The organism is Stenotrophomonas geniculata (genome assembly GCF_034508895.1).
Lineage (GTDB): Bacteria > Pseudomonadota > Gammaproteobacteria > Xanthomonadales > Xanthomonadaceae > Stenotrophomonas > Stenotrophomonas geniculata.
Genome location: NZ_CP140571.1, coordinates 2,714,523 through 2,738,381 on the forward strand (window position 1 = coordinate 2,714,523; position 23,859 = coordinate 2,738,381).

At 67.0% G+C, this 23,859-nt stretch carries 22 protein-coding genes; 15 read left to right on the plus strand and 7 right to left on the minus strand.

Annotation, left to right across the window (positions count from 1 at the left end):
- The first annotated feature begins 13 nt into the window (after positions 1–13).
- From RI032_RS12505 to RI032_RS12520, 4 genes are all read left to right on the plus strand, one after another.
- Positions 14–2,338: a winged helix-turn-helix domain-containing protein gene (locus RI032_RS12505; protein ID WP_322547081.1), complete on the plus strand. Its 2,325-nt coding sequence runs from the start codon at positions 14–16 to the stop codon at positions 2,336–2,338.
- 114 nt (positions 2,339–2,452) lie between these two features.
- Complete coding sequence (locus RI032_RS12510) at positions 2,453–3,352, plus strand: helix-turn-helix transcriptional regulator (protein WP_010483985.1); 900 nt, start codon at positions 2,453–2,455, stop codon at positions 3,350–3,352.
- Between the two features lie 49 nt (positions 3,353–3,401).
- Positions 3,402–6,260 (plus strand): TonB-dependent receptor, encoded by a 2,859-nt coding sequence (locus tag RI032_RS12515; protein ID WP_134959004.1) that lies wholly within the window; start codon positions 3,402–3,404, stop codon positions 6,258–6,260.
- Between the two features lie 170 nt (positions 6,261–6,430).
- Positions 6,431–6,640 carry a hypothetical protein gene (locus RI032_RS12520; protein ID WP_010483987.1) on the plus strand — a complete coding sequence of 70 codons (210 nt, stop codon included), beginning with the start codon at positions 6,431–6,433 and terminating at the stop codon, positions 6,638–6,640.
- A gap of 55 nt (positions 6,641–6,695) precedes the next feature.
- On the opposite strand, the gene RI032_RS12525 is transcribed toward RI032_RS12520, so the two are convergent.
- On the minus strand, positions 6,696–7,817 hold the full coding sequence (locus RI032_RS12525) for an HDOD domain-containing protein (RefSeq protein WP_010483988.1): 1,122 nt from the start codon (positions 7,815–7,817) through the stop codon (positions 6,696–6,698).
- 152 nt (positions 7,818–7,969) lie between these two features.
- Positions 7,970–8,506: an inorganic diphosphatase gene (ppa, locus tag RI032_RS12530; RefSeq protein ID WP_005410935.1), complete on the minus strand. Its 537-nt coding sequence runs from the start codon at positions 8,504–8,506 to the stop codon at positions 7,970–7,972.
- A gap of 183 nt (positions 8,507–8,689) precedes the next feature.
- On the opposite strand from ppa, the gene RI032_RS12535 reads away from it, so the two are divergent.
- From RI032_RS12535 to RI032_RS12550, 4 genes are all read left to right on the plus strand, one after another.
- Positions 8,690–9,163, plus strand: coding sequence for a hypothetical protein (locus RI032_RS12535; protein WP_010483989.1), 474 nt, complete (start codon positions 8,690–8,692; stop codon positions 9,161–9,163).
- Between the two features lie 72 nt (positions 9,164–9,235).
- A complete protein-coding gene (locus RI032_RS12540) occupies positions 9,236–9,736 on the plus strand; it encodes an RNA polymerase sigma factor (RefSeq protein ID WP_014038389.1) in 501 nt (166 codons plus the stop codon).
- A 104-nt stretch (positions 9,737–9,840) separates the two neighbouring features.
- Positions 9,841–10,776, plus strand: coding sequence for a FecR family protein (locus RI032_RS12545; RefSeq protein WP_322547082.1), 936 nt, complete (start codon positions 9,841–9,843; stop codon positions 10,774–10,776).
- 228 nt (positions 10,777–11,004) lie between these two features.
- Positions 11,005–13,923, plus strand: coding sequence for a TonB-dependent receptor (locus tag RI032_RS12550; protein ID WP_322547083.1), 2,919 nt, complete (start codon positions 11,005–11,007; stop codon positions 13,921–13,923).
- Between the two features lie 121 nt (positions 13,924–14,044).
- On the opposite strand, the gene RI032_RS12555 is transcribed toward RI032_RS12550, so the two are convergent.
- Positions 14,045–14,302 (minus strand): DUF2789 domain-containing protein, encoded by a 258-nt coding sequence (locus tag RI032_RS12555; protein ID WP_057502949.1) that lies wholly within the window; start codon positions 14,300–14,302, stop codon positions 14,045–14,047.
- A gap of 106 nt (positions 14,303–14,408) precedes the next feature.
- Between RI032_RS12555 and RI032_RS12560 the strand changes: the two genes are divergently transcribed.
- Genes RI032_RS12560 through RI032_RS12580 form a run of 5 tightly spaced genes read left to right on the plus strand, consistent with a single transcriptional unit; the run spans position 14,409 to position 17,361 of the window.
- The gene (locus tag RI032_RS12560) at positions 14,409–14,996 is read left to right on the plus strand and encodes a biliverdin-producing heme oxygenase (protein ID WP_019338795.1); all 588 of its coding nucleotides are present in this window, start codon (positions 14,409–14,411) and stop codon (positions 14,994–14,996) included.
- Positions 14,997–15,027: 31 nt separating this feature from the next.
- The gene (locus RI032_RS12565; protein WP_019338794.1) at positions 15,028–15,495 is read left to right on the plus strand and encodes a YbaN family protein; all 468 of its coding nucleotides are present in this window, start codon (positions 15,028–15,030) and stop codon (positions 15,493–15,495) included.
- Positions 15,482–16,210 (plus strand): tonB-system energizer ExbB, encoded by a 729-nt coding sequence (gene exbB, locus RI032_RS12570; RefSeq protein WP_322547084.1) that lies wholly within the window; start codon positions 15,482–15,484, stop codon positions 16,208–16,210. Before RI032_RS12565 ends, exbB begins: the two co-directional genes overlap by 14 nt.
- A 9-nt stretch (positions 16,211–16,219) precedes the next feature.
- Positions 16,220–16,645, plus strand: coding sequence for a TonB system transport protein ExbD (gene exbD, locus RI032_RS12575; protein WP_049412088.1), 426 nt, complete (start codon positions 16,220–16,222; stop codon positions 16,643–16,645).
- The gene (locus tag RI032_RS12580) at positions 16,642–17,361 is read left to right on the plus strand and encodes an energy transducer TonB (RefSeq protein ID WP_322547085.1); all 720 of its coding nucleotides are present in this window, start codon (positions 16,642–16,644) and stop codon (positions 17,359–17,361) included. The genes exbD and RI032_RS12580 overlap by 4 nt, the downstream gene beginning before the upstream one ends.
- 79 nt (positions 17,362–17,440) lie before the next feature.
- Here the strand turns inward: RI032_RS12580 and RI032_RS12585 are convergent, their stop codons facing one another.
- Positions 17,441–19,468, minus strand: coding sequence for a sodium-translocating pyrophosphatase (locus RI032_RS12585; protein ID WP_109814439.1), 2,028 nt, complete (start codon positions 19,466–19,468; stop codon positions 17,441–17,443).
- Positions 19,469–19,800: 332 nt separating this feature from the next.
- On the opposite strand from RI032_RS12585, the gene RI032_RS12590 reads away from it, so the two are divergent.
- Positions 19,801–20,304 (plus strand): hypothetical protein, encoded by a 504-nt coding sequence (locus RI032_RS12590; protein WP_322547086.1) that lies wholly within the window; start codon positions 19,801–19,803, stop codon positions 20,302–20,304.
- A gap of 74 nt (positions 20,305–20,378) precedes the next feature.
- Here RI032_RS12590 and RI032_RS12595 read toward each other — a convergent pair whose 3' ends face one another.
- The 3 genes from RI032_RS12595 to RI032_RS12605 form a co-directional block, all read right to left on the minus strand.
- Complete coding sequence (locus tag RI032_RS12595; RefSeq protein WP_010484001.1) at positions 20,379–20,771, minus strand: DUF488 domain-containing protein; 393 nt, start codon at positions 20,769–20,771, stop codon at positions 20,379–20,381.
- Between the two features lie 119 nt (positions 20,772–20,890).
- The gene (locus tag RI032_RS12600) at positions 20,891–21,685 is read right to left on the minus strand and encodes a hypothetical protein (RefSeq protein WP_010484002.1); all 795 of its coding nucleotides are present in this window, start codon (positions 21,683–21,685) and stop codon (positions 20,891–20,893) included.
- Between the two features lie 205 nt (positions 21,686–21,890).
- Positions 21,891–23,147 (minus strand): 6-phosphofructokinase, encoded by a 1,257-nt coding sequence (locus RI032_RS12605; RefSeq protein WP_049412081.1) that lies wholly within the window; start codon positions 23,145–23,147, stop codon positions 21,891–21,893.
- Positions 23,148–23,283: 136 nt separating this feature from the next.
- Between RI032_RS12605 and RI032_RS12610 the strand changes: the two genes are divergently transcribed.
- Positions 23,284–23,847 (plus strand): adenylate kinase, encoded by a 564-nt coding sequence (locus RI032_RS12610; protein ID WP_010484004.1) that lies wholly within the window; start codon positions 23,284–23,286, stop codon positions 23,845–23,847.
- Positions 23,848–23,859 lie beyond the last annotated feature (12 nt).

A 23,859-nucleotide genomic window follows, 5' to 3' on the forward strand; every position in this document is an offset into this window, starting at 1 on the left:
TGTGTAGCGGAAAATGAACAGCAGTGAAAACCAGCCCCCCGGATTCGATCGGATCCGGATCGGAGAGTGCACTGTCACTCTGTCCTCGCGAGAAGTCGAGGTCGTCGGTGCGCGTCGCCCGCGTCGGCTGACGCCGAAGGCGCTGGGCGTGCTGCGTGTACTGCTGCGCCAGCCCGGGCGTGTTGTCACCCGCGATGAACTGTTCGCGGAAGTCTGGCCGGACACGCTGCCGACCAACGATGTGCTTACCCAGGCCGTCACCCAGCTGCGCAAGGCGTTCAGCAACGACGACGACAACGGCCAGGCCTATATCGAGACCATCGCCAAGACCGGCTATCGCCTGCTGGTGCCGGTGCAGGTACTGGACGATGTCGAGGCGGCACCGTCCTCAGAAGCCGATGACGGAATCGCGGACGTGCAACCGGTGATGGGCATCGCCGAGGAGAGGCCGGCACACGTGCAGGCATCGCGCCGCCGCTGGCGCCATGTCCGCCGGCGCGTGCTGCTGGTGCTGGGCGTGCTGATGCTGGCCACGGTGGTGGTGCTGGCCGCGCTGCTGCTGCGGCGGGCACCGGCCAGTAGTTCAGCGGTGGATGCGGCCGTGGAGAACGGCACGCGCGTGATCGGCAGCCCGCAGCGTCCCTATCGGTTGATCACCGCAACCAGCGGTTTTGAAACCTATCCCACGCTTTCACCCGATGGCTCGTTGGTGGCCTATGAAGGCGCCAACGAAGACGGGCAAGGTGGGGGGGCGATCAAGGTACAGACCTCCGGCAACGCGCCAGCGCGGCAGCTGCTGGCTCCGCCGGCCGGCTCGGTTGACCGCTTCCCGAGCTGGTCGCCGGATGGACGCGAGATCGCCTTCGCGCGGTTCAGCAGCAACGGCGGCTGCCAGGTGCTGATCGCCAGCGCGACCGGTGGTGCCCTGCGCCAGGCCACGCGGTGCGATGGCACCGAGCTGCTCAGTTTCGACTGGACGCCGGACGGCCGTGGCCTGGTGTTCGGCAGCATGGTGGGGCGCTATGCCCATCGGGGCATCCGCAAGCTCGATCTGGCCAGTGGCCGATGGGAGGCGCTGGACTACGGTGTTGCCGAGGATGACTTCGACTATGCGCCGCGCTACTCGCCTGATGGCAAGTGGCTGGTGTTCGTGCGCAATCCGCAGCTGGGCGACCTGTGGCGCATGCCGGCAGCGGGGGGCACGCCCGAGCAGCTGACCAGCGAGGCCGCTGAACTGCGTGGCTGGGCCTGGTTGCGTGATGGCCGGACGATCGTGTTTGGACGCCGTGTCGACAGTGAAGTGCGCCTGTACTACCTGGACGTCGAGAGCCGCACGCTGCGCGATGCCGGGCTCGACGACGCACAGTGGCCGGCCACTGCGCGCCGCGCGGGCATGCTGGCCTTCGTCCATCGGCGCGCGCAGTTCGGCATCTTCAAGGTGCCGATGGAAGGCGGCTCGCCGCCGCAGCGCTTGTTTGCGTCCAGTGGCCGGGATGGGCAGCCGATGGCGGCGCCGGATGGACGCCAACTGGTGTTCACGTCCGATCGTTCAGGCAGCTTCGCGCTGTGGTGGGCGGACATGGAGCGCCCCGATTCGCTGCGGCCGATCGAAGGCTTGCGGCCCGAGGCACGTCAGGCACCGGACTGGTCGGCCGACAGCCGCCGGTTGCTGGTGGTGGGGCGCGACGAGCACGGACGCACAGTGGTCTATGAGGTCGCCCCACGTGACGAACGCGTCCAGGCGTTGCCTGTCCCGTCGGAGCAGCCGCTGCAGGCACTGTACGGGGCACGCCCGGACCAGCTGCTGGTGGTCGAGCGCGATGACCAGCAACAGACCCGGCTGAGCCTGTTTGATCGAAGCGTGCAGCCCTGGCGCCGCCTGGCCAGCATCGACGGTGTTTCGCAGGCGCGGTTCGATCGCAGCAGCGGGCGTGTGCTGTTCACCCGCCTGGCCGCAGGAGGCCTGTGGTCGGTGGATGCGGCGTTGGCACCGGCAAGCGTGCAGCAGATCAGCGATGACCGGCCCAGCCGGTGGCGGTACCGTGCCTGGACTGTGGCCGGCAACAACGCGATCGGCTACCTCGGTACGTCCACCCGTTGTGGCACGACACTGGTGCTGATCCAGGCCGGGCGCGAGGAACCGGAACGCTGCCTGGATGCGGAACGCCTCAGTGCCGGCAACGGGCTGAGTGCCGGCGCCGATGGGCACACGCTGTTCGTGGCAATGGCGGTCAGCGACGGTGCCGACATCGGCGTGATGCGCTTGCCCGAGCGCTCGCCGACGCTGCTTCCGGCGTTCTCCAAGTTGTTGTTGTTCAACGGAAATGGGCCTTCGTAATTTCTTCGTGGCGACCTCGCCGCGAATTCGTGGCGATCTCGTCTGACTTTCCTGACGTGGTGCCGCCTGATTTGGCAAAACGGAGGCCTGTACTAGGCAAACCGTGGTGCCCCCATGCGTCAACTCTCGCTGGCCGATCGCGGCCAAACCGTCTCTCTGGACCGGTCGCTCGACGATGCTGCGCCGACCTGCCTGGGCGTGGCCCGGCTCGGTAGCCTGCAGACCGCAGGCAGCAGCTTCACTGTGTGGATGCAGGTGCGCGGCAGCTCCTGGGTGGAAGCCAAGGAAGGACGCTTCCGCTTGCGCCAGGGCGAGTGGATCGCCTTCGAGAAAGAGTCGCGGCCGCTGGTGCAGGCAGGCCGCAACGGCTTGTGCGTTGGCCTGAACCTGACTGTCGAAGCGCTGCGCGTGCTGGCCGAGATGGCCGACTGCGGCCTGTACGCCGGGCGTGGCCGCATGAGCCGTGGCGATGCCCGCGTTGCGTTGCGCCTGTGGCGCGATGCGCTGGCCAGTGGCCAGCCGGCACAGGCACTGCGCCCGCTGCTGCTGCATCTGGCGGGCCTGCAGCGTGGGCTGGCCGACAACGTGCAGCGTTGCCCGGGTCGCTCGCGCAGCCGCAAGCGCCAGGTATTCGGCCGCATGCAGCGCGCCCGCCTGTACCTGGAAGGCAACAGCCACCGCGTGGTGCGCATCGGTGAACTGGCCGAGCTGACCAACTTCTCCAGCTGGTATCTCTCCAAGACCTTCCAGAGCCTGTACGAGGAAAGCCCGCAGTCGCTTTCAGCACGTTTGCGCCTGGAACGGGCGGCCGACCTGCTGCGTGACACCGACATGATGGTTGGCGAGGTCGCTGCGGCCAGTGGCTTCGACAACTGCTGCAGCTTCGCGCGTGCGTTCCGCGCCCGCTACGGCCAGTCCGCATCGCGCTTCAGGGAAAACGGCGGCTTGCTGCCGCCACAATCTGCAAAGTCTCCGGTTGGCTCGCGCAAATACAGCGCTGCAACGCAATCGTAACGTGCTGGGGTGTTTTAACACGCTGCTAACACGTACCTTGGAGAGATAGATGAACGTTCGTAATCCCGCAGTGCGGCTGGGCCTTCTGCCGGCTGGCATTGCGTTGGCGCTGACGCCCGCCTTTGCTTCTGCGCAGGAAGCAAAGGATGCGACCACCCTGGATCGCATCGAAATCACGGGCTCGCGCATCCGCGGCGCCTCGATGGAGACCCAGCAGCCGGTCCTCACGCTGAGCCGTGAGAACCTGGAAAAGCAGGGCTACACCACCGTCGCCGATGTCCTGCAGAACCTGACCTCGGCAGGTTCGCCGGCCATTTCCCGCGCGGACTCGCTGTCCTCCGGCGAAAACGTTGGCGGCTACTACGTCGACCTGCGCAACCTTGGCGCGCAGCGCACCCTGGTGCTGATGAACGGCAAGCGCCTGGGCGCGACCACTGCCGGCTACCAGGATCTGAGCCAGATTCCGATGGCCGCCGTCGAGCGCATCGAAGTGCTGAAGGATGGCGCCTCCGCCATCTACGGTTCGGACGCCATTGCTGGCGTGGTCAATGTGATCACCCGCAAGCGCTTCGATGGTGCTGAAGCCAGCGTCTACGTTGGCCAGTACGGCCGCGGCGACGGCGACACCAACACCTACTCGTTCACCCTCGGCTCTGAAGGCGAGCGTGGCGGCGTGACCCTGTCGGCCGAGTACTCCAAGCAGGATCCGGTGTGGGCGAAGGATCGTTGGTTCAGCCGCGACGGCGGCCTGGGCCCGAATTCGACCTCTGCCGACTGGAGCCCGCTGAGCCAGAACAGCACCTGGTGCGACCCGCGCGTGTGGGGCGACTGCAAGCCGCGCGCTGCAGGCCAGCCGCAGCCGGAGTGGAAGACCCTGAATCCGGGCGGTGACCCGAAGAATGCGGCCGACTACCACCTGCTGACTCCGGCCGAGTACTCCAACGCCAACCAGCAGATGATGGTGCAGACCGGCATCGAGCGTAAGTCCGTGTATGTCAACGGCAGCTACGATCTGGCTGATTCGATCACCTTCAATGCTGACGTGCTGTACAACCAGCGCACCACCGACCAGCAGATCGCGGGTTACCCGTACCAGTCGCTGTCGTTCGGTACCCCGCTGTCGAAGGACAGCGCGTTCAACCCGATCGGCCAGGACGTTGAGTTCCGTCGCCGCCTGTGGGAAGTGCCGCGTACCACCAAGAGCGACCTCAAGACCCTGCGCTTCGCGCCGAGCCTGAGTGGCTTCTTCGAGTTTGCCGGCAAGACCTGGGACTGGGACGTTGGCGCGCTGTGGAACCGCAACGAGCTGACCAAGACCGGCTACGGCGACATGAGCCTGATCGCTTCCGAGCAGGCACTTGGCAAGTCGTTCATCAACGGCCAGGGCGTTGCTCAGTGCGGGACCGCCGCCAATCCGATCCCGCTGAGCCAGTGCCGCCCGTGGAACCCGCTGCTGCCTTACGGCGTCAACGGCCAGGGCTCGCTTGCCGACCGTGATCTGCAGAACTTCCTGTTCCCGACCTACACCGACACTGGTGTGACCAAGACCACCAGCTACACCGCCAACCTGTCCGGTTCGCTGTTCGAGCTGCCGGCCGGTGACCTGGGTGTGGCCATGGGCTACGAGCACCGCAAGGAAGAAGGCCGCTTCGTGCCGGACGCCTTCCGTCAGTCGGGCCAGTCGACCGGCCTGGCGTCGACCACCACCTCGGGCAACTACTCGCTGGATGAGTTCTACCTGGAACTGAACGTGCCGATCCTGTCGGACCTGCCGTTTGCCAAGGAACTGACCTTCAACGTCGCAAGCCGCTACTCTGACTACAGCAACTTCGGTGACACGATCAACTCGAAGTTCGGCCTGGTGTGGCGCCCGATCGACGAACTGCTGGTCCGCGGTACCTACGCAGAAGGCTTCCGCGCACCGACCGTTGACGATCTGTACGGCGGCACCAACTCGAGCTTCGAGCGTTATACCGATCCGTGCGGTTCGACCTCGCCGGGCAACGTCGCTGGCAATGCTGCCTGCGCCGCGGCTGGCGTGCCGGCCAACTACGTGCAGGTCGGCCAGGGCTTCGCGCCTTGCAGCACCTTCCCGTGCGCGACCCCGGACCAGTTCGTCAGCGGTTCGAATTCGGCTCTGAAGCCGGAAACCTCCAAGAGCAAGACGGTTGGCCTGGTCTGGAGCCCGCGTTGGGTGCAGGGCCTGGACATCTCGCTTGACTGGTACCGCTACGAGCTGAAGAACATGATCATCGCTGACAGCGTTGATCGCATCCTGCGTGACTGCTACGTGCTGGGCAACGCAGCTCGCTGCGAAGGCGTCACCCGTGCCGCTGATGGCCATATCGAGGCGCTGACCTACGGCCTGGCCAACCTCGGCTCGATGGAGACCGAAGGCTACGATCTGGGTGTCAAGTACCGCCTGCCGGAACTGTCGATCGGCAAGTTCAGCATCGACTGGCAGACCAGCTACCTGGCCAAGTACGACGAAGCCGGCCAGAACAAGAAGGGTGAGAACATCACCATCGGTCGCGTTGGTGAGCCGGGCCTGTTCCGCGTCCGTTCGAACCTGGGTGTCAACTGGGAGATGGGTGACTTCGGCGTCAACTGGACTGCCCGCTACTACTCGGGCATGAAGGAAAGCTGCATCGACGACGCATGGTGCGACGCTCCGAACCACTACGCCAATGGTGAGCCGGATCCGCTGCGCCACACCGGCTCCAACACCTTCCACGACGTGCAGGTCAGCTGGAAGGCTCCGTGGGATGCCACCATCGCCCTGGGTGCGAACAACGTGTTCGATCACCGCGGTGCGCTGCAGTACTCGGCGCCGAACTCGAGCTTCGCCTACTACGGTGGCTTCGACGTCGGTCGCTTCCTGTACATGAAGTACACCCAGCGCTTCTGATAGTTCGAAGTGCGATAGCAGTACCGGGAGGGCGGACCGCAAGGTCCGCCCTCTTTCTTTGTAGGGGAATTCCGAAATATCTTGGAAGGTGAGGGAAGTCACGTTCCTGTCGTGTCGTAATCAACACAGTTGCTGGGTCCACTTGCGGACACTTGCACATGGAGAGAGCGATGAAGAGCACGCTGTTGCACAAACTGTCTGCTGCTGCACTGATCTATGCAACATTGGTGGGTGCGGTGTTTGCCCAGACCGGTGGCGTCTGTGGGGGCGGGCTGTACTGCGAGGAGCTGCGTCAGGAATGCCTGGCTGCAGGCAAGTCGAAGGTCCTGTGCGATCTGCAGTATCGCCACTGCGTGCAGGATGCCTGCGGCGCGCGCTGATGCAAAAAAGGCGCGCCTTTGGGCGCGCCTTCGAGGTTCTTCCTGCGTTGACAGCTCAGATCTCGCTGGGTACCAGTCCCATCAGGCTGTTGGCATGCTCCCGCCACTGCGGCAGCCTGTTGAGAACACCTGCGCGCTGCAGGTAGTCCTCGTCCACCGGATCACCATTGACCAGTGCCAGTGCCACGTGCACCGCGCCGGTCACCCAGAAGCTGCGCGTATTGGCACGCTGCGGCTGCAGATGGAACGCCACCGCCTCGATGATCGGCATCGGCAGGCCCCACAGGCCGAGCAGATAGGCACCGGCTTCGGCGTGGCCCGGGCGGGTGTCACCGGCCAGCGACGGTTCGCTGCGCTCGTTGCGCACGCCGGGCAGCAGCAGGCCGATGTCGGCCAGCAGCGCGGCGGTCGCGCCCAGTTCGGCGCTGGATTCGGGCAGCAGGCGTGCCGCCAGCCGCGAGGCGAGCAGGGCGCGCTGCTGCAGTGAATTGCGCTCGGCCGTGGACAGTGTCGGTGCCGAGAACACCTCGCTGGCCAGTACCAGATCGCGCAGCGTCGACAGGCCGAGGCGGGTCACGGCGGTGCGCAGGTCGGCGATGGTGCGGCCCTGGCTGAAGAACGCCGAGTTCGACAGCTGCAGCACCTTTGCCGCGATCGCCGGATCAGCGGCCACCAGCTTGGCGACGTCGGCGCTGTCGGCGTCGTCGTCATGTTCCAGTGCCTGGGTCAGGCTCAGGTACAGGTGCGGCGGCGAGGGCAGCTTCTCGATACGGCCGATGGCGTCGCGCAGGCGAGGGCTGTCCAGCACTTCACGCAGCTCTTCCAGGCTGGTCAGCGCTTCCAGCAACACTTCCGGTGCCAGCGGCAACGGCAGGAAGCGGTGGGCCACGCCGATCAGGCGTGCCGGCGGCGGCCGGTTGCCGTGCTGGGCGTCCACCAGCGCAATGCGGATGGTTTCCGGGCGCAAGGTCCGGATCTGGCCCAGCAGCGTGGTGGCATTGAGATCCGGCAGTTGCGGGCAGACGATCACCGCATCCACGCCCTGCGTGGCCACCGCGGTCATCGCGGTCTGGCCATCGGTGGCGGTCAGCGGCTGCCAGTCTTCCCCAAGATCGGCAATGAATTCGGTCAGCTCAGCCGGCAGGCTGGCTGCATCCCCAACAAGCAGAATACGCACGACACATTCCCCTGGCTGTCTCGACGATGGATGTCGACGACGTGTGAAGTGACGCAATTTACCTAATACGGCGGCAAGAGTGATGTGCCGTCGTCATGAAACGTGACCCGCATCGCTCCGGCGGGGTGCCGCCGGAGCGATCCGGTTCAGGCTCAGGCCTTGCTGTCGAGATGGCGCTGGTGCGCCTCGATCAGGATCTGCTTGGCCTCAGCGGCGCCGCCCCAACCGTCGAGCTTGACCCACTTGCCCTTCTCCAGGTCCTTGTAGTGCTCGAAGAAGTGGCCGATGCGCTCCAGCCAGTGGCTGGACACCTGGGCGATGTCTTCGACGTGGGCGTAGCCACTGAAGATCTTCGACACCGGCACGGCCAGGATCTTCTCGTCGCTGCCCGCCTCATCGCTCATCTTCAGCACGCCGACCGGACGGCAGCGCACGACCGAGCCCGGCACCAGCGGCAGCGGCAGCACCACCAGCACGTCGGCCGGATCGCCGTCGCCGCACAGGGTGCTCGGCACGTAGCCGTAGTTGCAGGGGTAGCGCATCGGGGTGGACAGGATGCGGTCGACGAAGATCGCGCCGGTTTCCTTGTCCACTTCGTACTTCACCGGCTCCGAGTCCTTCGGGATCTCGATGATGACGTTGATTTCTTCCGGCGGGTTCTTGCCGGGCGAGACGAGTTCCAGACCCATGGTGTGCTCCAGGTGGGGGATATAGACGGATAGCTCCCCATTTTATGCCTTTGCCGGGCGCTGTGCAGGGGAGGGGGCCGACGGCAGGGCGTGGAAGGCGCCGACCCGGCGGGCCGGGGTTGACCGATGGGGCCGGGGGGCGTGCGCGCGCAGGCTGGATGCACCTACCCGAGGAGTTCCCGCATGAAACCATCCGCCCTGTCACTCGGCCTGTTCTGCGCGCTGCTGATCGCGCCCGCCGCCCAGGCCTTTCCCTACGTGGACCTGATCGACTATCCGCACCAGGAAGCCAACTGGGACCGCTTCTTTGCCCTGGAAGGCCGGTTGCAGCATGGCTTCGACAGGATCTGCGGCGACACCTTCTGCGAGGGCGAGTACAGCGACATCCGGGCGCTGCGCCTGCGGTGTTCAGTGGATGCGGTGCGCGGCACGGTGCGTGAGTGCCTCTGGGCATTTGCCGCCAGTGACCTGGCCGTGTCGCGGAACGACGGTGCGATCGTGGCCCGGCAACCGACCTGGCTATGCCGGCTGCCGCTGGTGCCTGGCACCCCGGTTGAGGACTTCCATGCGGCGCTGGCGGCCCGTAATCCGCTGCATGATCCGTTGCCCGGCACGTCGGAGAGCGTCTATGACGGGCTGACCGGCTGCATCCACTGATGCGAACGTGACTGATTCTCATTAACGGAGTAGCATGCGCGGCGCCTTCCGTCTGTCGTCCCGGTTCCGCGCATGTCCTCCAATGCCGCCTCCCTTACCGAACTGCTGATCCGTGAGCGGCCGGCACTGCTGCGCCGGGTGCAGCGCATCCTCGGCGGAGACAATGGTGCCGAGGACGTGATCCAGGCCGTATGGTTCAAGGCCCGTGGGGTCGACGACAGCCAGGCCATCGACAACCCGCGGGCCTATCTGTACCGGCTGGCCGCCAACCTGGCCACCGACCACGGCCGCGAATCGACCCGGCGCAACCGCCTGCTGGCCGACCACTACCTGTGGGGGCCGGACGAGGTCATCTCGACCGAGGAACAGGCCATGGCACAGGACGAACTGCAGCGGGTGCTCGATGCGGCGGGGCACCTGCCGGAGCCGACCCGCACCATCTTCCGGCTCAACCGCCTGCAGGGCCTGACCCAGGCCGAGATCGCCCGCCGTCTCGGGGTGTCGGTGACGACCGTCGAGAACCATGTGCGCACCGCCCTGCAGCGCCTGGCCTGGGCACGCAGCGGCCGATGATGGCCCCGGCTTGGGGCTGGCCCTCGCTGAAACGTCTTGATCACTGGACCGTGGATGCGGTCTAGTTCCTCCGCCCGCGCTTGAATGCGCCTGTCCGCCAGCCGATGAGCCCGCCGAACACGCTGCCCGCCGCCAATGACGATCCCCTGGCCGAACAGGCCCGGGGCTGGATCGCGTGGCTGGCCTCGGGTGACATCGGCGAAGGGCGCATGCACGAGTTCGAGCGCTGGCTGGCACAACCGGGGCACCGACGCGCCTTCGAACACGAGCGCGCGCTGTGGCGCAGTGTCGGGCCACGCCCGCAGGTCCGGCCCGCCGAACGCCCGCGGCCGCATCGAATGCGCTGGGCAATGGCCGCTGCAGCCGCGCTGGCGATGCTGGTGGCATGGCCGGAGGCCTGGTTGCGGCTGCAGGCCGACCATCGCAGCACGCACGTCGTGCAGAACGTGCAATTGCCCGATGGCAGCCGCGCAGTGCTGGATGCGGACAGTGCGATTGCCGTGCGCTTCAATGCACATGCACGCGAGATCGAGCTGCTGCGTGGGCGTGCCTGGTTCGAGGTCAGCCCGGATGCGCAGCGACGTTTCAGCGTGCGTGCGGGCAACGGCGTGATCGAGGACATCTCGACCGCGTTCACCGTCGCGCGCGGCGATGACCAGGTTGAAACCCAGGTCGGGCAGGGCAGGGTGCGCGTGGCCAGCCCGGCCGACGGTGGCTGGACCTATCTGCAGGTGGGCCAGCGTGCGGTCTATGGCGAGCACAGCGGCGTGACGCGCCTGCGGGATGTGGCTGCCGACAGCGTTGGCGCGTGGCGGCAGGGCGAGCTGCTGCTGGAGCAGGCCAGCGTCGCCGACGCCGTGCAATGGGTGGGGCGTTACCGCGCCGGCCCGACCTTCGTGCGCGGCGATCTGTCGCGACTACCCGCAGTGAGTGCCGCATTGCGCATCGATCGCCCGGAGCAGGCGCTGGATGCACTGGCCGCAACAGCAGGTCTGCAGGTCACCCGCCTGCCGCTCGGCGTCGCCATCGTTCACCAGTAGATCCACGCCATGCGTGGATGAAGGTCCCAGTGTGCCGACCAACGGTCGGCACCCACCACGATCACCGGCCGGTCGGCACCTGCCGCGACCGCAAATCGCTCTTGGGGTTGCCGCGCGCCCAACCGTCTTACCACGCGAACGTACCCGCCGCCGCCACGTACGTCGCCGTGTCCGCCTGTGTTGCGGATGACGCCGCGCCTGCGGCACCGATTACCTGACAGGTTCCCCATGTTCGACTCCCACCGCCCGGGCCGCGCGCTGCGCCCGTCCCGCCTGTGCATCGCCCTGCTGGCCGCCGGCCTGGCCAGCGCCGCACCGTCCGTGCTGGCACAGGGCGCCACCGGCAACCACGCTCCCGTGCAGCGCTTCGACATTCCAGCGCAGCCGCTGGATGAAGCGCTGCGCAGCTATATGCGCCAGTCCGGCGTGCAGGTCGTGTATCCGGCCACCCTGGCCCAGGGCGTAACCTCGCGTGCGGTCAATGGCAGCCTGCCGGCCAACGAGGCGCTGCAGCAGCTGCTGCAGGGCAGTGGCCTGGCGGTGCGCCGCGTCAGCGCAGATGCAGTCACTCTGGAAGCGGCGACGCCGGTGCAGGCCGACAGCGGTGTGATCGTCACCGACACGCTCAGCGTGGCCGGCGACCGCGTCGACAGTGGCGCGACCAGCGACGAGGCGCGCCTGCTCGACAGCTATCGCAGTGTGGGCTCCACCACCACGCTCAGCCGCACGCACCTGGAACGTTTCCGCGGCACTTCCAACGGCGACATCGTCAAGGGCGTGGCCGGTGTCACCGCCGGTGACCCGCGCGTGGGCAATGGGTTCGACGTCAACATCCGTGGTATCCAGGGCCAGGGCCGCGTGCCGGTGATCATCGATGGCGGCCAGTCCAGCATGGATACCTACCGCGGCTATGCCGGCCAGTCACAGCGCACCTACCTCGACCCGGACCTGATCTCCAGCCTGACCATCACCAAGGGCCCGAGCCTGCAGGCCAACGCCTCCGGTGGCATCGGTGGCGTGGTCGAGATGGAGACGCTGAAGATCGGTGACGTGCTGCGCGAAGGCCGTGACTTCGGCGTACGCGTGCGTGGCGGCCTGGCCAACGCCAGCGCCAACAACCTGCCGTCCTATAGCGCCGCGCCGCGTTCCGACCGCAGCGCCACCGGCAGCCAGTTCTTCAACGTGGCCGCAGCCGGTCACTGGGACCGCTTCGATCTGGTCGCCGCCTATGCTTACCGCGACAACGGCAACTATTTCTCCGGCAAACACGGTTACGACGACTTCCCGCAGACCCGTCGCACGCTGGCACCGCTGAATCCGCCGCGTACCGAAGTGTTCAACACCTCGTCGCGTTCGAAGTCGGCGCTGCTCAAGGGCACCTGGCGCATCGACGATGCGCAGACGCTGGAAGCGGGCTACCGCCGCTACGAAGGCACCGCCGGCGAGATCATGGCCTCGCAGATCATCCGCGTCGACCGCGATCGCATTCCGCAGTGGGACCCGGGCCATGTCGACATGGACAGCTACACCCTGCGCTACCGCTTCAATCCGGACAGCGATCTGGTCGACCTGCGTGTCAACGCCACATACACCGATACCGACAGCGTGATGTACAACAGCCTGACCGGCATCACCCCGTGGTACTTCGACCGCCGCACCGAGTGGTATGACGCGCCCAGCTTCAGCGGCGACCCCGGCTACAAGGATGCCTACCGCAATCCGCTGCGACAGAAGCGCTTCGGCCTGGATGCCAGCAACACCTCGAAGTTCGACACTCGTGCTGGTGCGTTCACCTTCGACTACGGCCTGTCCTACAGCGACGAAGACATCGCGCCGGGCAGTTCGGGGCCGGTCATGCACGACGATCTGGTCAACAACCGCTTCCTGCGCAACGCCGAGCGCAAGGAATACAGTGCCGTGGCCTCGCTGAAGTGGCAGCCCGATGAGCATTGGGAACTGCTGGCCGGCGGACGCTGGAACCGCGTGGATGTGCATGACCGCAACCGCCTGGCCACGCCCGACGCCTATGAGGTACAGGGCCAGTACCGTTACACCGAACTGCTCAATGGCAACCCGGCGCTGCCGTCGTGGCGGGCCAAGCGCATCGCGCTGCTGAACTGGTACCCGGACGCCAACGGCAACTTCACCCAGGAGTCGCTGCTGGCTTCGCCGTACAAGAAGGGCACGGTGGGCGACATCGGTGGCTGGAACTTCTACGACGCCGGCAAGGCGCAGGACCTGGAAGTACCGGTCAGCTGGACCTGGTCGCAGCCGATCCGCCGTCGTGACACCGCGTTCTCGCCGACCGCCAGCGTGGCCTATCGCTTCAGCGAAGACACCATGGTCTACGTGAAGTACGCCGAAGGCACCAAGCTGCCGAGCCTGTTCGAGACCACGCTGGGCCTGTTCACTGCCGCCAAGCCGGTGGGCGAGCTGAAGCCGGAGCGTGCGCGCAGCTGGGAAATCGGTGCCAGCACCATCCGCTACGACCTGTTCACCGCTGGCGACCGCCTTGCGCTGAAGCTGGCGTACTTCGATACCCGCATCGACGACCTGATCACCCGTGACTACCGCACGCTGTCGGCAGGCCTGATCCGCAACGTCGACCAGTTCAAGGTCTCGGGCATGGAGTTCCAGTCCAGCTATGACAGCGGCAAGGTGTTTGCCGATCTTTCCGCGCACTACTACTTCAAGGCCAAGACCTGCGCGCCGGACATCGCCGCAGAGCGCCGCGCCTATGGTGCACAGCGCAAGAACGATGAACTGGCCAACACGCCGGACTGCGTGGACGGCGGATTCGAGGGGTCGTACACCAATACACAGAATCCGCCGCGCTACATGGTCAATCTGACGCTGGGCTCGCGCCTGTTCGACGAGCGCCTGACCTTCGGCACCCGCGTGGTCCACAACGCCGGCCCGATCAGCAAGCTGGACAAGGACTGGAACGTGGGCCTGTCGGCGATCCAGCAGCTGTACCGGCCAACGACGCTGGTGGACCTGTTTGCCAGCTGGAGCTTCAACGACCAGCTGTCGGTGGAAGCGGGCGTGGACAACCTGACCGACCGCTACTACCTGGATCCGCTCGCTCTGGGCGTGATGCCGGCCCCGGGCCGCACCGCGCGCCTGGCGTTGACCTGGAAGTACTGACCGACAGCACAGAGCGCCTTCGGTGGGTGCGGACCTTGGTCCGCACCGCCTTTGCAGTGCGGAAGACTTCGCACCGCTTCCGCCGTGTGATCGCCAGCGCCGGGCCATGCCCGGCGCCTGTTTACAGCCCGGTCGCAGCCTTCACTGCATCTTCGTGCAGCGACTCGTTCAGCTCATCCACCACCGTGCTCCATGCCGCATCGGCCTGCAGCGATTCGGACAGGAACTGGCGCTGGGCATCGTTCCAGTAGGGTGCCTCGACCACTTCAACGTCGGTGGCCAGCTGGTGCTCGCGGATGAAACGGGCGATGGCCTCGGCGCTGGCGTCCAGGCCCAGCTGCAGGAACAGGTTGGTCATGCGCGGTTCGGTGGTGATCATCATCGGTTCCTGCTGGAAGAAGGGATGGTCCATTATCGGCGCACACGGCCTTGGGGAAAGCCCCGCGGCGAACGTCTACAGCACGACGACCCCCTTGGCATCCCCCATGAACGCACACATCGCTCCCGAAGACAGCCGCAGCCTGCGGCTCAAGGCCGCCACCCGCGACAGCCACGGTGCCCTGGACAAGCGCATCATGGCCGGCGACATCTTCGCCGACCGCAGCAATTTCGCCCGTTTCCTGCGCGTGCAGTATCGGTTCCACCGCAGCATCGATGCGCTGTATGCCAACCCTGCGCTGGACGCACTGCTGCCCGATCTCGGTGAGCGCCGCCGCCTGGCCCAGATCGCGCGCGACCTGCAGGACCTGGAGCAGACCCTGCCAGGCGCGGACATCGACGCGCTGCCCTCGGACCTGGCGCTGCCGGCCGCCCTTGGCTGGCTGTACGTAGCCGAAGGCTCCAACCTGGGCGGCACCATTCTCTACAAGATGGCCGCCAAGCTCGGGCTGGACCGTGACTTCGGCGCCCGCCACCTGGCCGCGCACCCGGATGGTGCGGCGCGCCACTGGCGTGAGTTCACCGCCGCGCTGGACGCGGTGCCGCTGAGTGCCGAGCAGGAGCAGCAGGTGATCGACGCAGCCGATGCCGCGTTCCGCAGCGTGCACGGCCACGTCGAAGTGGAATTCGCCTGATGCACGGCGCGCGCCCGCAGGCGCAACGCTGATGCGCTGGCTCTGGTTCGCGCTGGGCTGGTTGATGGTCGGCCTCGGGGTAATCGGCGCGTTGCTGCCGGTGATGCCAACCACCATCTTCCTGATCCTGGCCGTGGGTTGCTTCGCACGCAGCTCGCCGAAGTTCGAGCAGCGCCTGCTGGCGCATCCGCGCTACGGACCGTCACTGCGGCTGTGGCGTGAGCAGGGCGCGGTGTCGCGCAAGGGCAAGGCGTTCGCCAGTGCCGGCATGGCGGTGGGCTTTGCCCTGTTCTGCTGGGGTGCGCACCCGTCGTGGCGTCTTCTGCTGGGCGTGGGCCTGTTCTTCGCGGTCAGCGCCGGCTACGTGCTCAGTCGACCCGCACCGCGGCTGGAGCCCCATCCGGTTGTGGAAGTGGACGACGCCCATGATCCGCGCGCGGCCCGTCGTCGCGCGGCGACCCCTGATGCTGATGGAAACCGAGACGATGCTGCCTGCTGACCTGGCTCCTGTGGCCGCCCACGCATTGACCCCGTGGGGCATGTACCTGGCCGCCGACGTGGTGGTGAAAGCCGTGATGATCGCGCTGGCATTGGCGTCGCTGGCCACCTGGACGGTGCTGCTGGCCAAGGGCTGGGAGCTGGCCCGCCAGGCCCGGCAGCTGCGGGCGGCGCGCGCGCTGTTGCTGCAGGCGCCGAGCCTGCCCGGCGAGAGCGCCGATGCCAGTGTGCAGCAGGGCACTGCGCTGGCGATGTTGGATGCGGCCCGCACCGAACTGCGCCTGTCGCAGGATCTGGAAGGGCGCGACGGCATCAAGGAACGCATCGGCTCGCGCCTGGACCGCATCGAACTGGAAGCCGCACGCGTGCAGCGGCGCGGCATCGGCGTGCTCGCCAGCATTGGCGCGGTGGCGCCGTTTGTCGGCCTGTTCGGCACGGTGTGGGGCATCATGAACAGCTTCATCGGTATCGCCCACAGCAACACCACCCACTTGGCGGTGGTCGCACCCGGCATCGCCGAGGCGCTGCTGGCCACCGCGCTCGGCTTGGTCGCCGCGATCCCGGCGGTACTGGTCTACAACCACTTCAGTCGCGTGCTGGCCGGTCTGCGTGGCCTGCTCGGCGATCTGTCGGCGGCCGTGCAGCAGCTGGTCTCGCGCGATCTCGACCGCGCCCTTCCACGCGCTGCAGCGGCGTCGCTGCGTGCGGTGCACTGAGAGGCGGCGATGGCCATCAGGACCGCGTCCGACCGCGACGACACGCCGGAAGAATCGCACGAGATCAACGTCACGCCCTTCATCGATGTGATGCTGGTGCTGTTGATCATCTTCATGGTGGCGGCACCGCTGGCCACCGTGTCGGTACCGGTGCAGCTGCCGGCCAGCAGTGCCAGTGCCACGCCGCCGGAACAGGCGCCGGTGTACGTGACCGTGCAGGCCGATCTGTCGCTGCGTGTCGGCGAGCAGGCGGTGGCACGCGACGGGCTGGCCGCTGCGCTGCAGGTAGCCACCCACGGTGACACCGCGCAACGCCTGTTCCTGCGTGCCGATACCCGCGTGCCTTACGGTGAACTGATGGCAACGCTGGATGCGCTGCGTGCGGCGGGCTACCTGAAGGTGGCACTGGTTGGACTGGAGCAGGGCGCGCGATGAGCGGACTGCGGCGCTGGGCGACCAGCCTGGCGATCGTGCTGCTGGTGCATGCGTTGCTGGTCAGCGTGGCCTGCTGGTGGGCGGCGCGCGCACCGGCGGTGGCCGCCGCAGCGCCGCCCGCTGCATTGATGCTGGAGCTGGCGCCGATGGCACAGGCGCCTCCGGTGCCGCCGCGCGAGGTTGCCACTGGGCCGCTGCAACAGCAACAGCAGCGACAGGCGCCGAAACCGGCCCTGCGTGAGCAACCCAAGGCACCGGTGCAGCCGCAGGGTGACCTGCCACCGCCGCGTACGCCGGAGCCGACGCCCTCGCCGGACACCGCCGAGGCCAATGTCGCGCAGACCAGCGCACCGCCGCAGGTGGCGGCCGACGCGGCCGCACGCTACACCGCACCGCAGACCACCGCCGGCGAGCGCAGTCGCGCCGAGGCCACCTGGGAGGGGCGCCTGCTCGGGCATCTGCAGAAGCATCGGCGCTATCCGCGCCAGGCCGAGCGGCTGCGCCAGCAGGGCGTGGTCTACGTGCGTTTTGCCGTGGCCCGGGATGGCGCGGTCTCGGGGCTGACACTGGGCCGCAGCAGTGGCTTCGCGTTGCTCGACCAGGAGACGCTGGACACCGTGCGACGTGCCAGCCCGGTACCGGCGCCGCCGGCCGAGGTAGCCGGCGACCCGGTGGACGTGATGGTGCCGGTGTCCTTCTTCCTGCGCGGGGGGTGATTGACGATGGGGTCGGATCCCTTTCCGCAGGAGAGGGCGCTGACCCCATTCGGCGCCGCCATCCACGCATGGCGTGGATCTACAACAGCGGTACCAGCAGCAGCGCGACGATGTTGATGATCTTGATCAGCGGGTTGATTGCCGGGCCGGCGGTGTCCTTGTACGGGTCACCGACGGTATCACCGGTCACCGCGGCCTTGTGCGCTTCGCTGCCCTTGCCACCGAAGTGGCCGTCCTCGATGTACTTCTTGGCGTTGTCCCAGGCGCCGCCGCCGGTGGTCATCGAGATGGCCACGAACAGGCCGGTCACGATCGTACCGATCAACAGGCCGCCCAGTGCGCGCGGCCCCAGCAGCAGGCCGACCACCACCGGTACCGCCACCGGCAACAGCGACGGCACGATCATTTCGCGGATCGCCGAGCGGGTCAGCATGTCCACCGCTTTGTCGTACTGCGGCTTGCCGGTGCCCTGCATGATGCCGGGGATCTCGCGGAACTGGCGGCGTACCTCCTCCACCACCGCACCTGCCGCACGGCCGACCGCTTCCATCGCCATCGCACCGAACAGGTAGGGGATCAGGCCACCGATCAGCAGGCCGATGATCACCGTGTGGTCGCTGAGATCGAAGCGGAACTCCTGGCCGGGATGCGCGGCCTGCAGGTTGTGCGTGTAGTCGGCGAACAGCACCAGTGCGGCCAGCGCCGCCGAGCCGATCGCATAGCCCTTGGTCACCGCCTTGGTGGTGTTGCCCACCGCATCCAGTGGATCGGTGATGTCGCGGATCTCCGAGGGCAGCTCGGCCATCTCGGCGATGCCGCCAGCGTTGTCGGTGATCGGTCCATAGGCATCGAGGGCGACGATCATGCCGGCCATCGACAGCATCGCGGTGGCGGCGATGGCGATGCCGTACAGGCCGCCCAGCGCGAACGCGCCCCAGATCGCTGCACACACGGCCACCACCGGCAGCGCGGTGGACTTCATCGAGATGCCGAGGCCGGCGATGATGTTGGTGCCGTGGCCGGTGGTCGACGCCTGCGCCACGTGCTGCACCGGCTTGTACTGGGTGCCGGTGTAGTACTCGGTGATCCACACGATCAGGCCGGTCAGGACCAGGCCGATCAGCGCGCATCCATACAGCGCGATGGGACCATGCACATTGTCGGCCATCAGCCCGGTGGTGATCGGGTAGAACGCGATCGCGGCCAGCACGCCGGAGACGATCACGCCCTTGTACAGCGCGCCCATGATCGAGCCGCCAGGCTTCACCTTGACGAACAGCGCACCGATGATCGAGGCAATGATCGACACACCGCCCAGCACCAGCGGATACAGCACGGCATTGGCGCCCGCCTCGGCCAGCATCAGGCTGCCCAGCAGCATGGTGGCGATCACGGTGACCGCATAGGTCTCGAACAGATCGGCGGCCATGCCGGCACAGTCGCCGACGTTGTCACCGACGTTGTCGGCGATCACCGCCGGGTTGCGCGGGTCATCCTCGGGAATGCCGGCTTCCACCTTGCCGACCAGATCGGCGCCGACGTCGGCGCCCTTGGTGAAGATGCCACCGCCCAGACGCGCGAAGATCGAGATCAGCGACGAACCGAACGCCAGACCGACCAGCGCGTGCAGCGCCTGTTCCATCGGCAGGCCCATCCGCAGCAGCAGTGCGTAATAGCCGGCCACACCCAGCAGGCCCAGGCCGACCACCAGCATGCCGGTGATCGCACCGCCGCGGAAGGCGACGTCCATCGCCGCACTGATGCCATGGCGTGCGGCCTCGGCGGTGCGCACGTTGGCGCGTACCGACACGTTCATGCCGATGTAGCCGGCCGCGCCGGACAGCACCGCGCCGACCGCGAAGCCGATCGCGGTGTACCAGCTGAGGAACACACCGACCAGCACGAACAGCACCACGCCGGCCACGCCGATGGTCAGGTACTGGCGGTTGAGGTAGGCACGCGCGCCTTCCTGGATCGCGGTGGCGATCGCGATCATGCGTTCATTGCCGGTGGGTTGGCGCAGGATCCAGCGCGCCGAGACGATTCCGAACAGGATCGCGAGAATGGCGCAGCCCAGCGCCAATGAAAGCCCGTGACGTTCCAGCATTAGACCCCTCCGCAGAATGGATGTAGGCATCCAGTGGCGATGAACGGCACCACGAGGGGGACGACGGGCTGCAGCCTGGAACCAACCCGTACCGACCTTGGCGGTCGTCCGACGTATGGCGGTGTTCAGCATTCCCTGGTACCCGCAGTATGCGTGCCGCCACTTGCAGAGTCGAGCCATGCTCGACTGGCTCTCAGAGGCCGAGCACGACGGGCTGCTGCGAGCTGCGGCGCATGCCGCCAGTCCATGGGCGTGATTCGAGAACCGCAGGCCTTTGCACCCCGTTAAGCCAGCCTCTGCAAGCCTGCGCACAGTCCCGTAGGAGATTCCCCATGCGCCTGTCCCTGTTGATGCTTGCCGCCCTGGTCCCGGCCGTACCGGCACTCGCCGCGGAAACCCCGGAGCTGCAGCGCGCCGTGGGCGCTCCCCAGGCAGTGGGCGCAGTGCACACCCTGCGGCAGATCCCCGAGGCCTGCGCGCGCCTGGAAGGTGCCTTCACCGGCCAGGCGGCCGAGCCGTATCGCTTTGCGTCGGTGCGGACCAGCGAGCAGTGCCAGCCGCGCGCGCGCTTTGTCGACTACACCAAGGCACAGCCAAGTGCCGACAAGGGCTGGAAGCTCAATGATGTGATCCGCGTGCCCAGCGCAGCATGCCCGGCACAGCAGGCGGTGGTGCGCGTGTGGCGACTGCCGTCGAGCAACAAGGTCGAGCTGGACGGTCAAGGCCAGTCGCGCATCTATCTGGAAGAGGCCAAGAAGCAGGCCGCGGCCGGCCAGATTCCGCAGGTGACCATGTTCGCCGCGCAGCTGCAGATGGAAGGCAAGGCCTGTAATTGATACAGGTGGGTGCCGACCGTTGGTCGGCACCGATGCCGCATCCACGCATGGCGTGGATCTACTGCGGCGCGCCATCATTCTCCGGCCGGCTTCGCCCCCCGCGCTACCAGCAACTCGCGCAATGCCTTGCGATGGCAATGCGCTTCGTCCTCGCAGTAGCACCCTACGCTGATGTCGCTGTGCCGTGACATCGCGGCCAGCAGGTCCAGCGCGTGGGCCGCATCCGGCGCCTTCATCTCCGCCTTGTAATCGCGGAAGAAGGCAGTCCAGTCGGCGGCGGTCTTCGCTTCATGCGCCCGCTTCACCAGCTCCGCGCTCGGTGACAGGGGCGGAAACCAGACGTCGTACCAGTCCTGCCGGGCGAACTCGCTGCGCGGCACGCCGCGCGGTGGGCGCCTGACGGTGCCGATACGCAGTCCCTCGCCGGGTTGGCGCGGCGTACCGAGTCGAACAACACGCAGTGCCATGACGATCTCCTGGCAGGGCATCCATCATCCTGCGATGCACGTGCGCCAGGCGTGAACCGCTGTGGAAACGAAAAGGCCCGGGCGCCTGCGCACCCGGGCCATTCCCATGCCTGCAGCGATCAGTTGCCGCGGCAGTCCTTCAGCCACAACACACGACCAATCTGGTCGTAGCTGTCGACCACGCCGGTCAGCGTCACTTTCTCGCGCGGTCGCAGGGCCAGCGCATACGCGGCCTGGTTGGCTGCGAACGAGCAGGAAATAGCCACGCGCTCAAAGTCGATGCTGCCATCGCTGGGCAGGTCGAAGCTGGTGTTGTAGGTGCCGCCACTGCGCAGCACGGTGGTGATGCGACCGGTGATGGCGTAGGTCTTGCCCTTGTAGCGCGGCTCGACCGCGGCCGGGTTGTCCTTGTTCTGGTTGCGCAGCTGGAAGCCGAAGCGGTCGGCGGCAATCGTTACCACCGACGCCTGCGGAGTGGCCTTGGCTGCCTGTTCGCCAGCCTTGCCCGGCTTGACCTGGTTGAGCAGCTTGCACATTTCTTCGCGCACGCCGTCGGCCGAGGCAATGGCGCCCTTGTTGACCTTCACCACCATGCCGACGGTGCCCTGGCCGCCTTCGGAAGTGGCGCTGATGATCATCGGGATCGGCTTGTGGGCCATGGATTCCGGCTCTTCGATCAGCATCGAGCCGCCTTCCACGTCCTCGCTGAGGACATCCATGTTGGCGTTCTTGGCGATCACCCGCATCTGGCCGATGGCACTCGCCACGGTCAGGTCCGGATGGGTGACCGATGAAGTGAAGGTCGTGCCGACGAAGGGATTGCCCTTCTTCTGGAAGTTGCTTTCGCAGGTCGCAGCGAAGGCGGGTGCGGCGGCACCGCACAGCAGCGCGGCGATCAGGATCGGGTGCTTCATGGTTACAGTCCTTGTGAAATGGCAGCACAGGCCCGGGCCTTGAAGGCCGGGCAGCGTCGAATCTGGCTTGCGGCGGCCCCTTTGCCCCGGGCCGGAGCCCGATTGTGGGGTGCTTCGGCGGCCGCCGCAATGTGCCCTGCGCTCCGCACAGGGCTCAGCACAGAGGGGCGTATACGACTCAATCCCCTCCGTCCCCTTTTTCGGCTCAGCCTTCGAAGGCCGGCAGCTTCTGCTTCACCGCCACGTTCTTGAGCGTGACGTACCTGGGCAGTCCATCGGTGCCATACGGCAGCGGGGCTTCGCCCTTGATCAGCGGCGACAGGTAGGCGCGCGCCTTGGCGGTGATACCGAAGCCGTCGCGGCGGATGAAGCCGGCGGGCATCTTCTTTTCATGGTTGGCGATCTTCGACAGCGGCGCCGCTTCGATCTTCCAGCGGTACGGTGCGTCGCTGCTGCGCACGATCACCGGCATCACCCCGTTCTGGCCCTTCAGCGCCAGCTGCACCGCGGCCTTGCCGACCGCCTGCGCCTGCTCCCAGTCGGTCCTGCTGGCCAGGTGGCGGGCCGAGCGCTGCAGGTAATCGGGCAGCGCCCAATGGACCTTCAGGCCCAGCTGGTCCTTGACCCGGCCAGCCAGGTGCGCGGCCACGCCGCCCAGCTGCGAGTGCCCGAACGAGTCCTTGCCGCCACCGGCATCGGCGACGAAGCGGCCATCGGCGGTGGCGATGCCTTCCGACGCCACCACCACGCAGTAGCCGACGCGGTCGACCACGGCCTTGACCTTGGCCAGGAACGCCGCCTCGTCATAGGCGCGTTCGGGCAGCAGGATGATGTGCGGCGCTTCGTCATCGCCGTTGCCGGCAAGGCCGGCGGCCGCAGCCAGCCAGCCCGCGTGGCGGCCCATGGCCTCGTAGATGAAAACGCGGGTGGAGGTCTCGGCCATCGCCGCCACGTCCAGCGCCGCTTCGCGCACCGAGACGGCGGTGTACTTGGCCGCCGAGCCGAAGCCGGGGCAGGTGTCGGTCACTGCCAGGTCGTTGTCGATGGTCTTGGGCACGCCGATGCAGGTCAGGTCGTAGCCGGAGGCCTTGGCCAGCTGCGAGACTTTCAGCGCGGTATCGGCCGAGTCGTTGCCGCCGTTGTAGAGGAACCAGCGCACGTCGTGCGCGCGCAGCACCTCCAGCAGGCGGTCGTAGCGGGCGCGGTCGGCGTCCAGCGATTTCAGCTTCACCCGGCACGAGCCGAAGGCGCCACCCGGGGTATGGGCCAGGGCGCGGATCGCGGCGGCGCTCTCCTTGCTGGTGTCGATCAGCTCCTCGCGCAGCGCGCCGAGGATGCCGTTGCGGGCGGCAAGGACCTTGATGCCCTTGGCCCGGGCCTGCTCGATCACCGCTGCCGCCGTGGCATTGATGACCGCGGTGACACCGCCGGACTGGGCGTAGAGGAGAGTACCGTTGCGCATGCTTCTACCTGCTCGGGGGAGGGGACATTGCAGGGACATTACCCGGATGCGGTAAAGTGGCGCTATTGCGGTGCAGCGATACCGGTCCGTCCGGGACGCGAACCTTCTTTGTTTTCAACACGTTGGAGTCAGGTCAATGCGATTGGTTCTGTTGGGACCGCCCGGTTCGGGCAAGGGGACACAGGCGACGCGCCTGAAGGAAAAGCTGGGGATCGCCCACATTTCGACCGGTGACATGCTGCGCGCGGAAATCGCCGCCGGCACGGAGCTGGGCAAGCAGGCCAAGACGGTGATGGATGCCGGCAACCTGGTGTCGGACGACATCCTGCTGGGCATGCTGGAGTCGCGCCTGACCCAGGCCGATGTCGCCAAGGGCTTCATCCTCGATGGCTACCCGCGCAATGTGGCCCAGGCCAATGCGATGGACGGCCTGCTGGCCAAGATCGGCCAGCCGCTGGATGCCGTGGTGCAGCTGGACGTGGCCACCGAGCTGCTGGTCGACCGCATCGCCGGTCGCGCCAAGGAGCAGGGCCGCGCCGATGACACGCCGGAAGCGGTGCGCCAGCGCCTGCAGGTCTACAACGACCAGACTGCCCCGGTGGTGGACTTCTACGCCGGCCGTGGCACCCTGGCCCGCGTCGATGGCGTCGGCGAGCTGGACGAGATCGAAGCCCGCATCCTGGCGGCGATCAAGGGTTGATCCTGCAGGGCC

What these genes read in the sequence shown, in the direction of transcription:
- RI032_RS12505 (WP_322547081.1), top strand. Translation starts at nt 14, where the DNA reads ATGAACAGCAGTGAAAACCAGCCCCCCGGATTCGATCGGATCCGGATC.
- RI032_RS12510 (WP_010483985.1), top strand. Translation starts at nt 2,453, where the DNA reads ATGCGTCAACTCTCGCTGGCCGATCGCGGCCAAACCGTCTCTCTGGAC.
- RI032_RS12515 (WP_134959004.1), top strand. Translation starts at nt 3,402, where the DNA reads ATGAACGTTCGTAATCCCGCAGTGCGGCTGGGCCTTCTGCCGGCTGGC.
- RI032_RS12520 (WP_010483987.1), top strand. Translation starts at nt 6,431, where the DNA reads ATGAAGAGCACGCTGTTGCACAAACTGTCTGCTGCTGCACTGATCTAT.
- ppa (WP_005410935.1), bottom strand. Translation starts at nt 8,506, where the DNA reads ATGGGTCTGGAACTCGTCTCGCCCGGCAAGAACCCGCCGGAAGAAATC.
- RI032_RS12535 (WP_010483989.1), top strand. Translation starts at nt 8,690, where the DNA reads ATGAAACCATCCGCCCTGTCACTCGGCCTGTTCTGCGCGCTGCTGATC.
- RI032_RS12540 (WP_014038389.1), top strand. Translation starts at nt 9,236, where the DNA reads ATGTCCTCCAATGCCGCCTCCCTTACCGAACTGCTGATCCGTGAGCGG.
- RI032_RS12545 (WP_322547082.1), top strand. Translation starts at nt 9,841, where the DNA reads ATGAGCCCGCCGAACACGCTGCCCGCCGCCAATGACGATCCCCTGGCC.
- RI032_RS12550 (WP_322547083.1), top strand. Translation starts at nt 11,005, where the DNA reads ATGTTCGACTCCCACCGCCCGGGCCGCGCGCTGCGCCCGTCCCGCCTG.
- RI032_RS12555 (WP_057502949.1), bottom strand. Translation starts at nt 14,302, where the DNA reads ATGATCACCACCGAACCGCGCATGACCAACCTGTTCCTGCAGCTGGGC.
- RI032_RS12560 (WP_019338795.1), top strand. Translation starts at nt 14,409, where the DNA reads ATGAACGCACACATCGCTCCCGAAGACAGCCGCAGCCTGCGGCTCAAG.
- RI032_RS12565 (WP_019338794.1), top strand. Translation starts at nt 15,028, where the DNA reads ATGCGCTGGCTCTGGTTCGCGCTGGGCTGGTTGATGGTCGGCCTCGGG.
- exbB (WP_322547084.1), top strand. Translation starts at nt 15,482, where the DNA reads ATGCTGCCTGCTGACCTGGCTCCTGTGGCCGCCCACGCATTGACCCCG.
- exbD (WP_049412088.1), top strand. Translation starts at nt 16,220, where the DNA reads ATGGCCATCAGGACCGCGTCCGACCGCGACGACACGCCGGAAGAATCG.
- RI032_RS12580 (WP_322547085.1), top strand. Translation starts at nt 16,642, where the DNA reads ATGAGCGGACTGCGGCGCTGGGCGACCAGCCTGGCGATCGTGCTGCTG.
- RI032_RS12585 (WP_109814439.1), bottom strand. Translation starts at nt 19,468, where the DNA reads ATGCTGGAACGTCACGGGCTTTCATTGGCGCTGGGCTGCGCCATTCTC.
- RI032_RS12590 (WP_322547086.1), top strand. Translation starts at nt 19,801, where the DNA reads ATGCGCCTGTCCCTGTTGATGCTTGCCGCCCTGGTCCCGGCCGTACCG.
- RI032_RS12595 (WP_010484001.1), bottom strand. Translation starts at nt 20,771, where the DNA reads ATGGCACTGCGTGTTGTTCGACTCGGTACGCCGCGCCAACCCGGCGAG.
- RI032_RS12600 (WP_010484002.1), bottom strand. Translation starts at nt 21,685, where the DNA reads ATGAAGCACCCGATCCTGATCGCCGCGCTGCTGTGCGGTGCCGCCGCA.
- RI032_RS12605 (WP_049412081.1), bottom strand. Translation starts at nt 23,147, where the DNA reads ATGCGCAACGGTACTCTCCTCTACGCCCAGTCCGGCGGTGTCACCGCG.
- RI032_RS12610 (WP_010484004.1), top strand. Translation starts at nt 23,284, where the DNA reads ATGCGATTGGTTCTGTTGGGACCGCCCGGTTCGGGCAAGGGGACACAG.